12 protein-coding genes are annotated in these 13887 nt (G+C 72.2%); 9 read left to right on the top strand and 3 right to left on the bottom strand.

The features are described from left to right. Positions 1-53: 53 nt before the first annotated feature. The 3 genes from QP939_RS40875 (at position 54) to QP939_RS40865 (ending at position 4923) form a co-directional block, all read left to right on the top strand. Positions 54-1085, top strand: coding sequence for a LacI family DNA-binding transcriptional regulator (locus tag QP939_RS40875; RefSeq protein ID WP_285451950.1), 1032 nt, complete (start codon positions 54-56; stop codon positions 1083-1085). 17 nt (positions 1086-1102) lie between these two features. Beyond that, complete coding sequence (locus tag QP939_RS40870) at positions 1103-1591, top strand: DinB family protein (protein WP_285451949.1); 489 nt, start codon at positions 1103-1105, stop codon at positions 1589-1591. Between the two features lie 116 nt (positions 1592-1707). Continuing rightward, positions 1708-4923: a TIM-barrel domain-containing protein gene (locus QP939_RS40865; protein WP_285451948.1), complete on the top strand. Its 3216-nt coding sequence runs from the start codon at positions 1708-1710 to the stop codon at positions 4921-4923. A 269-nt stretch (positions 4924-5192) separates the two neighbouring features. Here QP939_RS40865 and QP939_RS40860 read toward each other — a convergent pair whose 3' ends face one another. Beyond that, positions 5193-5717: a DUF305 domain-containing protein gene (locus tag QP939_RS40860; protein WP_285451947.1), complete on the bottom strand. Its 525-nt coding sequence runs from the start codon at positions 5715-5717 to the stop codon at positions 5193-5195. Further along, a complete protein-coding gene (locus QP939_RS40855) occupies positions 5714-6646 on the bottom strand; it encodes a DUF1996 domain-containing protein (protein ID WP_285451946.1) in 933 nt (310 codons plus the stop codon). Before QP939_RS40855 ends, QP939_RS40860 begins: the two co-directional genes overlap by 4 nt. A gap of 214 nt (positions 6647-6860) precedes the next feature. Here QP939_RS40855 and QP939_RS40850 point away from each other — a divergent pair, with 214 nt between their 5' ends. After that, positions 6861-8987 carry a discoidin domain-containing protein gene (locus tag QP939_RS40850; protein WP_285451945.1) on the top strand — a complete coding sequence of 709 codons (2127 nt, stop codon included), beginning with the start codon at positions 6861-6863 and terminating at the stop codon, positions 8985-8987. Positions 8988-9027: 40 nt separating this feature from the next. Here the strand turns inward: QP939_RS40850 and QP939_RS40845 are convergent, their stop codons facing one another. Further along, on the bottom strand, positions 9028-9378 hold the full coding sequence (locus tag QP939_RS40845) for a VOC family protein (protein WP_285451943.1): 351 nt from the start codon (positions 9376-9378) through the stop codon (positions 9028-9030). A gap of 113 nt (positions 9379-9491) precedes the next feature. Between QP939_RS40845 and QP939_RS40840 the strand changes: the two genes are divergently transcribed. The 5 genes from QP939_RS40840 to QP939_RS40820 all read left to right on the top strand — a co-directional run bounded on the left by QP939_RS40840 (position 9492) and on the right by QP939_RS40820 (position 13884). Then, positions 9492-10286 (top strand): helix-turn-helix transcriptional regulator, encoded by a 795-nt coding sequence (locus tag QP939_RS40840; protein WP_434219602.1) that lies wholly within the window; start codon positions 9492-9494, stop codon positions 10284-10286. A 207-nt stretch (positions 10287-10493) separates the two neighbouring features. Continuing rightward, positions 10494-11537, top strand: a complete 1044-nt coding sequence (locus tag QP939_RS40835; protein WP_285451942.1) for a hypothetical protein — start codon at positions 10494-10496, stop codon at positions 11535-11537. A 213-nt stretch (positions 11538-11750) separates the two neighbouring features. Then, positions 11751-12185, top strand: coding sequence for an XRE family transcriptional regulator (locus QP939_RS40830; protein ID WP_285451941.1), 435 nt, complete (start codon positions 11751-11753; stop codon positions 12183-12185). A gap of 19 nt (positions 12186-12204) precedes the next feature. Next, positions 12205-12795 (top strand): hypothetical protein, encoded by a 591-nt coding sequence (locus QP939_RS40825; RefSeq protein ID WP_285451940.1) that lies wholly within the window; start codon positions 12205-12207, stop codon positions 12793-12795. Between the two features lie 9 nt (positions 12796-12804). Next, complete coding sequence (locus tag QP939_RS40820; protein WP_285451939.1) at positions 12805-13884, top strand: hypothetical protein; 1080 nt, start codon at positions 12805-12807, stop codon at positions 13882-13884. The last annotated feature ends 3 nt before the right edge of the window (positions 13885-13887 follow it).

The raw sequence follows: 13887 nt of genomic DNA, 5'->3' as shown, positions 1-13887 counted from the left end.
TGTCAGCGGCGCGGCACTGGGAGAGCGCTCTCACAGCGTGCTACAAAGGACGGGTGACGACGCAGCCGCCGACCCTGGAGGACGTCGCGCGGGTCGCCGGCGTCTCGCGCGCGACGGTGTCGCGCGTGGTCAACAGCGTGCGCAACGTCGACCCCAAGCTGCGGGAGACCGTCGAACGCGCCATCGCCGACACCGGGTACGTGCCCAACCGGGCCGCCCGCTCGCTGGTCACCCGGCGCACCGGCGGGATCGCGCTGGTCGTTTCCGAGCCGGAGCGGCACGTCGAAGCGTTCACCGGTGGCGTGTTCGGCGACCCGTTCTTCGGCCGGGTCGTCGAAGGCGTCGTCGCGCACCTGCGCCCCCACGGGCTGCACCCACTGCTGATGCTCGTCGACAGCGACGAAGAGCGCGCGAAGCTCGTGCCGAAGCTGCGGCAGGAACAGGTCAGCGGGGTGCTCCTGATTTCCCTGCACCCGGCCGAGGACCCGCTGCCGCGCACGCTGACCGACGCGGGCGTCCCGACGGCGTTGTTCGCGCGCCCGGCCCGGCCCGCCCCGGTCTGCTACGTCGACGTCGCCCACCAGGACGGCGCCCGGCTCGCCGCCGACCGGCTGGTCGCGCGCGGCTGCCACCGGGTCGCCACGATCGCGGGCCCGGCGGGCACCCCGGCCGGCCAGGACCGGCTGGCCGGGTTCCGCGACGCGATGGCCCGCCACGGCCACGCGTACGTGGCGGTCGCCGAGGGCGACTTCACCGAGCACGGCGGCGAACGCGCGATGGAACGGCTGCTGGCCGAGGAACCGGGGCTGGACGGCCTGTTCGTCGCGAACGACCTGATGGCGTACGGCGCGTTGACGGTGCTGCGGGAGGCGGGCAAGCGGGTGCCGGCCGACGTGGCGGTGGTCGGCTTCGACGACAGCCGGATCGCGCTGAGCTGCCGCCCCCGCCTCACGACGATCCGCCAGCCCGTGGAGGAGATGGGCGCGGCGATGGCCCGGATGGTCCTCGACCGGATGGCCGACCCGACCCTGCGCGCGGAGTCGGTGATCTTCGACCCGGAGCTGGTGGTCCGCGACTCGGCCTGAGTGGTTGGATCGGCCGCATGGCCGAGACCCAGCGCAAACCCGTGCCGCGCAACGACGACGGCGAACTCGACACCGCGACGGCGTTCCTGGCCTTCGCCCGCGAGTCCGTCCTCAAGAAGACCGACGGGCTCACCGAGGACCAGCTGCGCCGGGTGCTGGTCGGCTCGGGCACGACGTTGCTCGGGCTGGTCCACCACCTCACGCTCGCCGAGCGGCTGTGGTTCGGCAACCACGTCGCGGGCGGCGAGGACCCCGGCGACGTGGACATGACAGTCCCCGAAGGCCGCACCGCGGCGGACGTGCTCACGGGGTACCGCGCGGCGATCGCGGAGAGCGACGCGGCGATCCGGGCCGCGGGCGACGCGGACCGCCCGGTGGCCGTCGCCGTGGCGGGCACCTTCCACACGCTGCGGTGGGTGCTGGCGCACATGACGAGCGAGACCGCGCGGCACGCCGGGCACGCGGACATCCTGCGGGAACAGCTCGACGGGGTCACCGGCCGCTGACCTGTCCGGGACAGGTCCGGTGGGCGGTCTGGACAACGAGCCGTCCCGCGTGCTCAGATTCTGAACGGCTTTTCCAACGTTGTAAAACGGTCCCCCTACCGGAACAGGAGTCCGCCGTGCGGACGAGAAGACCGAAGATCCTCACTTTGGCGTGCGCGCTCGCCGTCGCCGCGGGTGCCGCCGTGGCGGTCGCGACGCCGGTCGCCGCCGCGAGCCAGACCGTCACCGCCGGGAACGCCCGGTTCCAGGTGCTTTCGCCGACCCTGATCCGCACCGAGTACGCCGGCGACGGGCACTTCCAGGACTCCGCCACCTACAACGCGGTCGGCCGCGGCGGGTTCACGCCCACGCCGTTCACCACGACGACGTCCGGTGGCGTGCTGACGATCCGCACGAGCGCGGCGACCCTGACCTACCGGCTGGACTCCGGCCCGTTCGACGCCGGCAACCTCCGCCTCCGCACCACCGCGGGCCCGGCGGCGGTGACCGCCGCGCCGTGGCGCCACCTGACCTGCGCGGTCGGCGCCCTGTGCGAGGCCGAAGACCTGGTGGCCGACGGGCTCGGCGTCGCGACCGACCACACGGGCTACACCGGGGAGGGCTTCCTCGCCGGGTTCGAGAGCACCGGTGCCTCGGCCACGGCCGACGTCCTCGCCACCACGGCCGGGACGTACGCGCTGACCGCCCGGTACGCCAACGGCCTGGCGGGCGACGGCCAGCACGTCGCGCGCACCTTGAGCGTCTCCGTCGACGGGGGTGCGCCGCAGAAGCTCACCCTGCCCGTGACGGCCGACTGGAACGCCTGGGCGCTCGCCTCGGTCCCGGTCACCCTCGGCGCGGGGCACCACAGCGTCCGGATCGTCCGGACCGCCACGGACTCCGGCAACGTGAACGTCGACGGCGTCGCGGTGCTCCCGTCCGGCGCGCCGTACCCGCCCGCCTCGGCCCGCGCGTTCACCGGCTGCGCCCTGGAGGTCAGCTGCGAAGCGGAGTCCGGGCTGCGGACCGGTTCGGCCGTCGTCGCCTCCGACCACACCGGGTACGCCGGGCGCGGCTTCGTCGCCGAGCTCAACCGCGGCTCGTCGCTCACCCACCGCGTCGTGGACGTCCCCAGCGCGGGCACCTACCGGCTGGACGTCCGCTACGCCAACGGCATGGGCGGCGACGGCCGCCACGAGACGAGGACGGCGTCGGTCAGCGCGAACGGCGTGAGCCGCACGCTGAGCCTCCCGGCCACCACCGACTGGAACACCTGGGGCGCGGCCTCGGTCGCGGTCGACCTGCGGGCCGGCACGAACGACGTCGTCCTCGGCTGTCCCGACGACACCAGCTGCCACGTCAACCTCGACACGGTGGCGGTCAGCCCGGCGGGCGCCGCGGCGCCGCAGCCGCACCTCGCGCTCGGCGGGTACCGGCGCGGCCTCGACGGCGTCAACGGGGACAACGGCTCGCCGTCGCTCACCGAGGGGCTGCTGCACCAGGACGGCTGGTACCTCCTGGACGACACCACGTCGGCGTTGTACGACACCCGCACCCGCGCGGTGACGCAGCGGCCGTCGCACGGCGGGAACCCCTACCAGGACGGCTACCTCTTCGCGTTCGGCCACGCCTACAAGACGGGCCTGGGCGACCTGGCGACCCTGACCGGGCCGCCGCAGCTGCTGCCGCGCTGGGCCTACGGCGTCTGGTACTCGGAGTACATCGACCGCACCGCGGCCGACTACCGCGACACCATCCTGCCGCGCTTCCGCAGCGAAGGCGTGCCGCTGGACGTCCTGGTCACCGACACGGACTTCAAGGCACCGGACACGTGGAACGGCTGGCAGTTCGACACCACGAAGTTCCCCGACCCGGCCGGATTCTTCGCCTGGTCGAAGTCGCAGGGGCTGCACAACAACCTGAACATCCACCCGAGCATCATGGGCTCGGACCCGCAGTTCGCCCGCGCGCAGGCCACGGCCAAGGGCAAGCTGACGAAGTCCGGCTGCGGCAGCGACTGCTACGTCTTCGACTGGGGCGACCCGGACCAGCTCAAGGCGTACCTCGACCTGCACGCCGGGATGATGAAGCAGGGCAACGACTTCTGGTGGCTGGACTGGTGCTGCGACGCGTCGCGCTCGAGCCTGGCCGGCGTCACCCCGGACGCGTGGATCAACCAGCAGTACGCCGACCTGGCCGCGCCGGCGACCGGCCGCGGGTTCGTCATCTCGCGGGCGTACGGGTCGCTGCAGGCGGGCGGCTACGGCGGGCCGACCGGGCTGCCGACGGGGCCGTGGGCGGACAAGCGCAGCACGCTGCACTTCACCGGTGACACGTCCTCGACGTGGGGCACGCTCCGCATGGAGGTGGGTGCGACGCCGGGCGAGTCGGCGGCGACGGGCATGTCGGCGATCAGCCACGACATCGGCGGCCACAACGACACGACGGGCCTGCGCGGCAGTGAGACGTACACGTCGGGCGGGCAGCAGCGCCAGACGTTCAAGCTGCCGGACGACCTGTACGCGCGGTGGGTGCAGCTGGGTACGTTCCAGCCGGTGGACCGGCTGCACAGCAACCACAGCGACCGGCTGCCGTGGCAGTACGGCGACGCGGCGAAGGCGTCGGCGACGAAGTTCCTGAACCTGCGCGAGAACCTGGTGCCCTACACCTACACACTGGCCCAGCAAGCGGCGACGACGGGCGTCCCGGTGGTGCGCCCGACGTACCTGGAGTACCCGGAGGAGCCGGCCGCGTACACCGCGGCGGCGAGCGAGTACTTCTACGGGCCGGACATGCTGGTGGCTCCGGTGACCACGCCGGGCGCGTCGGCGGTGACGTCGGTCTGGTTCCCGCCGGGCCAGTGGACGGACTACTTCACGGGCAAGACGTACGCGGGCGGCACGACCCAGCAGGTGACGTCCGACCTGGGCACGATGCCGGTGTTCCTGCGTGCGGGCGGCATCTCGGTGACGCGCACGGCGGACGTGACGAACGACGTCCAGAACCCCCTGAACCGCGCGACGGTGACGGTGGCCACGGGCGGCACGGGTGCGTTCTCGCTGTACGAGGACGACGGAACCTCGTCGGCCCGGAGCGCGAAGACCCAGATCACGTACACCGAGCGCGCGGGCGCGCACACGGTGACGGTGGCGCCCCCGCAGGGCGGCTACCGAGTCGGGGCGGGTCGCGAGTGGACGGTCAAGTTCCTCGGCGTGGCTTCGGCACCTTCGCGGGTGAAGGTCGGGACCGGGTGGGCACCGTCGTCGAGCTGGAAGTGGGACAAGGCAACGCAGTCCCTGACGGTGACGGCGTCGCAGCACCCGGGCTGGGGACCGGTGACGGTGACGTACTGAGCCACCGGCGGGCGGGCCGGTAATGCCGTCGAGGCCACCGCTCACGGTGGCCTCGACGGTCCCCGGCTCGGCCACCATGTGGGTGATGGCCTCAGCGGCCCGGGCGGGGCTTCCACACCCCACCCGGGCCGCTGCTCATGGGCAGACCCGCCCCCGCGCCCTCCGACCGCGTCACTTTCCCTACGAAAGTGACGATCGCGCATCTTTCCCTACGAAAGTGGCGATCGCGCATCTTTCCCTATGAAAGTGGCGCCTGAGCCGGTTCTCTCTTAGGCCGTCTTCGTCAGGAGCTGCTCCTGACGCGTCCCTTCCGCGCTGACCTCCGCGGCCAGCCGCTTGGTCTCCGCGTCGGCTCCGGAAGCCTGCTCGCCGCGCGCCAGCACCACGACCTGCGCCGCGTGCGCCCGCAGCAACGCCACCCACCGGCCGTCGAACTCCGCTCCACGCCCCGTCCGCAATGCCACCAGGTCGGCCTCGGTGACCATGCCCGGCATCTTGTGTCCACTGTGGATGTCCGCCGCCGGGAGCCCGGCGCGGTCGCGGGCCGCCTTCAGCCGGGCCAGCAACCCCTCTTGCGCGGGCACGACCGCGGCCGCCGCCGAACGAACCGCCGCGCTCGAAGCGTGGTCCGGTGCCAGCCGGGCCGCCGCCAGTGCGTGTTCCGTCATCGGCACGACCAGCTGCAGCCACGCCACGTCCGTCGCGTTGAACGCGGGTGGTGGGGGAGCGGCGGTGGCGGCGCACCCGCCCATGGTCAGCGCCACCACCACCGCCCCCGGGAGCAGCCGTCTCACGGACGGCCGGGCAGCCGGTAGTTCGGCCCCAGCACGCCGCCGCGGTCCGGCTTGTACAGGTCGAACCCGCGCGGGTCGCACTGGAGGCCGCCGTTGATGCAGTGCGTCACCAGCGCCGCCAGCGTCTCCGGGTCCCACGCGTTGAAGAAGTCGTAGTGCCACGAATACCCGCGCCCGCTGGCCAGGTGCACCCCTGACATGTCGCCGCTGACCGGGAACGCCATCTTGAACTCGAGCATCGGTACCGGCACCGGGTGGTCGGCCGGGCACGTCAGCGTCGCCCGGTCCGGGTACGCCATGTGACTCTTGTGGTCGGCCGAGTCGAGGTGGACGCCGTCCCAGCAACTCGGTGCCTGGTAACGGATGTTCAGCTGGCTGCCCTCGACGCACCGCACGGGGATGTCCCAGTTGTGGAAGCTGTCCCCGCACTCCCAGCCCTCGATGGCGCCGGGTGCGTGCTGGAACTCGTCCTGCGTCGCCGTGACGCTCCCGGCGACGTACCGCAGGCCGGGCGGGAACGGCACGACCTTGGTGTAGTCCAGGATCCCGGACTTGTAGTAGACGACCTGCGCGAAGTTCGGCAGCACCACCGAACTCCCGTTGTAGACGGTCGGGAACCAGTACGCCGACAGGTCGTCCGGCGCCAGGCAGGTCGTGTTCCCGACCCCCGCGGCCTGCAGCGACTGCGTCGTGCTGGCCGCGTTGGTGGTCTTGTTGCCGAGGAACGTGTGGTCGTGCGACGCGCCGGGCAGGCCGGGGAAGACGATCGGGTCGTCCGGCTGGTGGTGGCTGGGGGAGCAGTTGACCTGGAACTCGTGGTGGGTCACCAGGTCGTCGGCCCCGGCGGGCGACCAGGTGGCCGTGGTCAGGAAGGCGCCTGCCAGCACGGTGGCGGCGGTGCAGGCGAGGAGCGCGGCTTTCGTTGCCAAGGGTCCTCCACGGTGAGGGTGCCAAGGATGGGAGAGCGCTCTCCCAGAGCATGCGGCTCCCGTCGACGCCTGTCAAGGAGCACCCGGATGTCGGGGCGGGAAGCCATTGTCCGATTCGAGACGGGAACCTTGACAACGCGGGCGGCGGTGCCGAACCATCGGCTGCGCCGGAGAGCGCTCTCCCTCCGTCGTCCCCTGCCGTACGGGAGTCATCGTGGACCGACCGTCGCTCCGCCGCGCCGTCCCGGCGCTGGTGGCCCTGCTCTTGGCGGGCCTGCTCGCGGGCCCGTCACCGGCGCACGCCGCGACCTTGCTGTCCCAAGGGAGACCGGTGACGGCGTCGAGCACCGAAGGCGCCGGCACCCCGGCGTCGGCGGCCGTCGACGGCGACCCCGGCACGCGCTGGGCGAGCGCCTGGAGCGACCCGCAGTGGCTGCAGGTCGACCTCGGCGCGCCCGCCGACCTCAGCGAAGTCACCCTGAGCTGGGAAGCCGCCTACGCGACTGCATACGAAATCCAGATTTCGGACAACGCCTCGTCTTGGCAGACTGTATACAGCACGACCACGGCGACCGGCGGCACGCAAACCCTCGCCGTCACCGGCCACGGCCGCTATGTCCGCCTCTATGGCACCCACCGCGTCGGAGGCTACGGCTACTCGCTCTGGGAATTCCAGGTCAAAGGCGCGACGGCCACCCAAGACGGCCCGGGCGTCACGCGGGTGACCGGCACCCAGGGCAACTGGCAGTTGACGGTCGACGGTATGCCGTGGACCGTCAAGGGTCTCACCTGGGGACCGCCGGTCGGGGAAGCGGCCACCCGGATGCCGGAACTGCACGCGATCGGCGTCAACACGGTCCGCACCTGGGGCACCGACGGCACGACCCAGCCGCTCCTCGACGCCGCCGCGGCGAACGGGATCAAGGTGGTCAACGGCTTCTGGCTGCAACCGGGCGGCGGCCCGGGCAGCGGCGGCTGCGTCGACTACACGACCGACGCGAACTACAAGACCACGATGCTCACCGAGATCCGCAAATGGGTGACCGCCTACAAAACCCACCCCGGCGTGCTGATGTGGAACGTCGGCAACGAGTCGATCCTCGGCATGCAGAACTGCTACTCCGGCACGCAGCTGGAACAGGAACGGATCGCCTACACGCGCTTCGTCGAAGAAGCGGCCCAGGCGATCCACGCGATCGACGCGAACCACCCCGTCACGTCGACCGACGCGTGGACCGGCGCCTGGCCGTACTACAAGGCGTACGCGCCGAGCCTCGACCTCTACTCCGTCAACTCCTACGCCCAGGTGTGCCAGGTGAAGCAGGACTGGCTCGCGGGCGGCTACACGAAGCCGTACATCATCACCGAAACCGGCCCGGCCGGCGAGTGGGAGGTGCCGAACGACGCGAACGGCGTCCCGACCGAACCGACGGACCAGCAGAAGCGCGACGGTTACGTCACTGCGTGGAACTGCGTCCTGGCCCATCCCGGCGTCGCCCTCGGCGCGACGCTGTTCCACTACGGCACCGAGGGCGACTTCGGCGGCGTCTGGTTCAACATCACCACGGGCAACGAAAAACGCCTGTCCTGGTACGCCGTCCGCAAGCTCTACAGTGGACAGACGGGCGGCAACACGCCGCCGGTGATCGCGTCGATGAACCTCAGCCGCAGCACGGACGTCCCCGCGGGCGGCACCTTCACGCTGACGGCGAACGTGTCCGATCCGGACGGTGACCCGATCGGTTACACGATGGGGTACAACAGCAAGTACATCACCAACGCGTCGGGCCTGATCCCGGCGCAGTTCACCGGGTCGGGGACGTTCACCGTCACGGCGCCGCAGCAGCTGGGCGTCTGGAAGATCTACCTCTACGCCCGCGACGGCCACGGGAACGTCGGCATCGAAACGCGCTCGCTGCGCGTCGTCGCGCCGCCGGTCCCCGGCATGAACCTCGCCCGCGGCGCGGCGACCACGGCGTCGAGCTACCAGGCCGACGGACCGGGCGCGCCCTACCCGCCGCAAGCCGCGACCGACGGCAACACCGCGACGCGCTGGGCGAGCGCGTGGAGCGACCCGCAGTGGCTGCAGGTCGACCTGGGCCGCAGCCAGGCGTTCGAGCACGTCCAGCTCGTGTGGGAGGCGGCGTTCGGCAAGGCGTACGAGATCCAGGTCAGCGACGACGCGGCGAACTGGCGCCCGGTGTACGCGACGACGTCGGGCGACGGCGGCGCCGACGACCTCGCGATCTCGGCCACCGCGAGGTACGTGCGCGTGCACGCGACCCAGCGCGGCACGGCGTACGGGTATTCGCTGTACGAGTTCGGCGTCTACCACTCCTGACGGCGCGGTGGCCCCTCCGTCCCGAGGGGCCACCGCGGGCTCAGCCCGGGATCAGGCAGAAGAGGTGGCCTTCCGGGTCGGCGAGCACGACCCAGTCGGTGCCGCCGGGCTGGAAGTCCGGCTTGGTGGCACCGAGCGCTTCGAACTCCTTGACAGCACCGGGCAGATCGGTGACCCGGAGGTCGAGGTGGGCGTGCTTGGCGGCGTCCGGCCAGCCCGGGCCACGGTAGCCCGCGACGCGCTGGAAACCGAGGCCGACCGGGCCACCGCCGAGCTGCACGGTGTCGTCGTCCTGATAGGTCACCTCCCAGCCGAGTGCCTTGGCGTAGAAGGCGGCGAGGGCCGCCGGGTCGGCGCAGTCGAGGACGACCGTGGTGAGTTCCGCGGGCATCGGGTGACTCCTTTCGTCTTTGTCGTGCGGCAGCCTGCCCGCGACCCGCACCGCCGTCTTGAAGATCTTTGCGGCGCCGGAAACTGTCGTACCCCGCGCGTACTGTCCGGAAGGTGCTCGAAGCAGTCGAAGTCGCGGCCCGTCCCGGGTACGCCGTGAGCGTGGTGACCTGCGCGGACGACCACGCAGGCTGGTCACCGCCGGAGGAAGCGGCCGCCCACCGCGTGGTGCTGGTGCGCCGCGGCCGGTTCCGCCGCCGTGCCCGAGGGGTGGTCGCGGGAGTCGACCCGACGCTGGGCTACCTCGTCGAACCGGGTGACGAGGAGGGGTTCGCGCACCCGGCGGGCGGCGACGTGTGCACGGCGGTGACGTTCGGCGCGCGGCTGTGGCGGAGCCTGGCGGGGGAGCGGTCCGCGGGCCCGGCGGTGTACGTCGACGCCGCGCTCGACCTCGCGCACCGCCGTGCGGTCGCGGCGGTCGCCGATCCCGATTACGCGCTGGCGGAAGAGCTTCTGACGTTGGTGGGCCGCGCGATCACGCAAACGGCTCGTGCGCCGACACCCGCGTCGCCGACCCGTGCCGACGACCGGGCGTGGGTGGCGCTGGCGCGGGAGGCGATCGTCGCGGACCACCCGGCGGCGGGTGGGCTCTTTTCGCTTGCCGAGCTGCTGGGGGTGTCGCCGTACCGGTTGAGCCGCGCGTTTCCGCGGGAGCTGGGGGTTTCGCTGACGCGGTACCGGAACCGGGTCCGGGTGGGTCGGGCGCTCGACCGCCTGGAGGCGGGCGAGCGGCGGTTGGCGGTTCTCGCGGCGGATCTCGGGTTCGCCGACCAGGCCCACTTGACGCGGACGGTCCGCGAGCACGTGGGGGTGACGCCTGCGGTATTGCGCCAGTTGCTGGCGAGCTGACCAGGCCCACTTGACCCGCGCGGCCGCGAGCACGTTGGCGCGACATCCGCGGCTCTGCGCCGGTCGCTGGCGACCCGGCGAGGCCGGGCGGCCAGGTCTGCCCGGCGGCGAGGGCGTCGCGGTGCGGGGCCGGGAGGGCCGAGAATCCCCGCCACGGCGGCACTTTTGCCGCACCGCGACACCCCGGCGATCCCTACCGTGTCGGGGATGTCGGAGACCCGCGCCGTCCCACTCTCCCACGCGCGCCGCTGGACGGCGGTCCTCGTGGTCGTCGCCCTCGGGTTCGCGGCGTGGCACGCCTATGGCATCACCGTCGCGCCCTCACGGCCGTTCTTCTGGATCGGCGTCGCGCTCGACCTCCTGGTCGCTCTGGTCGCCTGGCTGCTGGGCCGCGCCTGGCCGCCCGAGGCGCGGTTCGAGCCGGATGCCGTCGTGCTCGGGAAGTCCCGCGTTCCGTACGCCGCGATCACCGATGTCCGGCGCGGTGCCGTCTCGGCCAAGCCGTTCTGGGTCGCGTTCTGGCTGCCGACGTCGCTGCTGGTCGGCTTGATCGTCGCGCTGCGCCCGTCCGGGGACTTCGACCGGCAAGTCGTCGAAGTCGGCCGGGTGCGCGTCCGCTGGCGGGACTACCGGGCTGCGGACGCGTTCATCACGGGTCTGCGCGAGAAGCGGCCCGACGTCGAGGTCCACCACGGCGTCGACCCGGCCACCTACGCCCAGGACCGTTCACCGCGGCTGGGTGTCGGCGGCGGCTTCCTCGCGGCCGGGCTCGGGTGGTGGCTGTTCCTCAGCGGGTGGTTCGGGCTGCAGTTGTTCGACCAGTCGCTCTACAGCGGCCCCTTCCCGGCCGAGCCCACTGCGTCGGCGATCCGGGATCTGACCGGCGACCTCACCGGCTTCGCGCCGCTGCCGGACGCCTCCCGCGAGCTCACCGAATGGCCCTGCGACCGCAAGAACGACCTGATCCTCGGCCCGGACCCGGACGCGGCCGATCTGCACCTGAAGCTGCAGAGCCGCACGCTGCCCGCGGACCGCGCGGGCGCCGTCGAGGACCGGCTGCGGGCGGCGGCGGGAATGGCCCCCGGCGACTACCTGTACTGGTACGGCCCGGACGAACTCGACTTCGCGGTGGACATCCCCGAGGACGACGACCTCTACGTCGAGTTCTCGACGGGTTGCGTGACCGGCGACGCGGTGCCGTCGCTGCGCGAGGAACTCGGGAAGCTGGCCACGGCGATGGGAGTGGGCTGAGGAGGGGTGGCGCGGCGAGGGACGGGGCCGGCGCGTGGCCACCCCCAGCGACCACGTGACACACCCCGTGGCCGCAGCGCCACCCCGGGCCCGGCTGTCCCGTTTCCGAAACACCGAACGGGAGTATCGTAGTCTTTCCGGGACAGGGTGTGTCAAGTTTTCGGAACAGCTACGCTGTCCGGTGTCACGTTTCATGGTTGAAGGTGGTGTGTGGTGAGCGAGGAGCGCAGTTTCGCCGAACGGCTGGCGCACTTGATCGCGACCGTGCACCCGCCGGACCGCAAGCCCTACTCGTACCGGGAGATCGCGCACGGCGTCGCCGAGCAGACCGGCGTCACGATGTCGGCGACCCACGTGCAGCAGCTCGCCGTCGGGGCGCGCAAGGACCCCAAGCGGTCGCACATCCAGGCGCTGGCGCAGTTCTTCGGCGTGCCGGTCACGTACTTCTTCGACGACGAGGTCGCCGGCCAGGTCGACCGGCAGGTCGAGGACGTCGTCGCGTGGCGCGACAGCGAGGCGCGGAACCTGGCGCAGCGCGCGATGCGGCTCTCGCCGCGCGACCGCGAAACGGTGACGGCCCTGGTCGACCAGCTGGCCGGCTACGACGCGAACCGGCGCCGCGAGGGCCGGCGGCGGAAGCCGGAGTGAACCCGCGCGGTCGGCTACGATGACCTCGTCCGTGATCGCGCCCCGGTGCACCCGGCTGGCGCCCGCTGACCGGGGAGGACCCATCGACGAGCGCGGCCTGACGCAGCTCCGTGCCGGAGCGCGGGAGCGGGTGCGGAGTGTCCTCGCCGCCGTGCCGGTGCCGCGGCCGTGGTCGATGAACGCGTGGGTCGACCGCCTCGAGGCGTGGCGCGGGCGCGAGATCGACCTCGTCCCGATCGCGTACCGGCCCGGTCAGCCGTCCGGGGCGTGGCAGGCCCGCCCGGACTACGACCTGATCGCCTACACCGAGCACACGTCGGCGCTGCACCAGGACCACATCATCGCCCACGAGCTCGCCCACATGCTGTGCGCGCACACCGGAACGTGCCAGCTGTCGGAATCCGAGGCGGCCTCGCTGGCGCCGGACCTGGCTCCGGCGGCGCTGTCACACCTGCTCACGCGCGTGACGAGCGGCGCCGACGAGTACGAGGCCGAGCTGATCGCGGTGCTCCTGCTGAGCGCGGCGACCAGTGAGCCACCCGCCGTTCAGCCGGGTGCGTCCGGCCGGGCGGCGGACCAGGCTAGGCGGCTGGCAGCACTCCTGGGATAGTCCGGTCCCGTGATCGACATTCTGTTCCTCGGGGTCGGGGTCTTCGCGCTGGCGATCGGCGTCTGGCGCGCGATCCGCGCCCGCCGCACCGGCGCGGGCGCGGGCGTGGCCGTCTCACTGATCGCGCTGGGCGCGGCGTTCTGCTTCCTGTCCAATCGCGCGCAGCTGCTCGAAAGCGAGCTCTACCCGAGCCTCGGCAGGCTGCTGTCCAACCTGGCGACGATGGTCGCGGCGTACGGGATCGGGCTGACGGTCGCGGAGATCAGCGGAACGCGCGACCGTGGACGGCGCACCCGCCTGGCCGCGCTCGGCGTGGCGTTGACGGTGCTGGTGGTGACGTTCTTCAGCACGTCCGGGCTGCCGCGGGGCATCGGGGTGTTCGACGAGCTGTACCGCACGCACCCGACGCTCGTGGTCTACGTGTTCACCTACACCGTGTACCTCGGGTTCGCCGTCCTCGACATCGCGGTGGTGGCTGCCGTGACGGTCCGGGTGAGCGGTGGTGCGTTGCGCGCCGGGCTCGCGTTGCTGCTGCTGGCGTCGGCGGTCGCGGTCGCCTACCTCGGCGGGAAAGTCGTCGCGACGCTCCGGGCCGTGCAGGCCGACCACCCGGTGAAGGCCTTGTGCAGTGGGCCGTTCTCGACGTTGCCGTGTGCGCTCGACGTCGGATTCCCGGCCGTGTCGGTGCTGCTGATCGTGCTGGGGCTGACGATCCCGTCGGTGCCCGGGCTGGTGGCGGCCCGCCGCGACGCGCGAACGCTGCGGTTGCTGCGGCCGTTGCGCGCGCACCTCACCCGGCGGTTCCCGGAGATCGTGCGGATCGACACCGGGGGCCGATCCCGTCGCGAGCGCCTCTTGACGGCGATGAGCGAGACCAACGACGGGCTGATCCTGGCGGGGGTGACGCCGCAGCTGCCGGCGGTGGCCGCCGCGCGGCTGGTGCGCGACTTGCGGGACGAGCCGGGCGAGGAGGAACCGCCTGCCGCGGATGGGGAGCCGTTCGCGGCGGACGTCGCGCGGTTGAGGGCGATCGCCCGCGCGTACCGCGAGCAGGCGGCGACGGACGAGGAGCCCAGCCGCGCCCAGTGACCG

This window comes from Amycolatopsis nalaikhensis, from assembly GCF_030264295.1.
Lineage (GTDB): Bacteria > Actinomycetota > Actinomycetes > Mycobacteriales > Pseudonocardiaceae > Amycolatopsis > Amycolatopsis nalaikhensis.
This window is presented reverse-complemented; position numbering and strand designations above follow the sequence as displayed.

What these genes read in the sequence shown, in the direction of transcription:
- QP939_RS40845 (WP_285451943.1), bottom strand. Translation starts at nt 9,378, where the DNA reads ATGCCCGCGGAACTCACCACGGTCGTCCTCGACTGCGCCGACCCGGCG.
- QP939_RS40870 (WP_285451949.1), top strand. Translation starts at nt 1,103, where the DNA reads ATGGCCGAGACCCAGCGCAAACCCGTGCCGCGCAACGACGACGGCGAA.
- QP939_RS40825 (WP_285451940.1), top strand. Translation starts at nt 12,205, where the DNA reads ATGACCTCGTCCGTGATCGCGCCCCGGTGCACCCGGCTGGCGCCCGCT.
- QP939_RS40835 (WP_285451942.1), top strand. Translation starts at nt 10,494, where the DNA reads ATGTCGGAGACCCGCGCCGTCCCACTCTCCCACGCGCGCCGCTGGACG.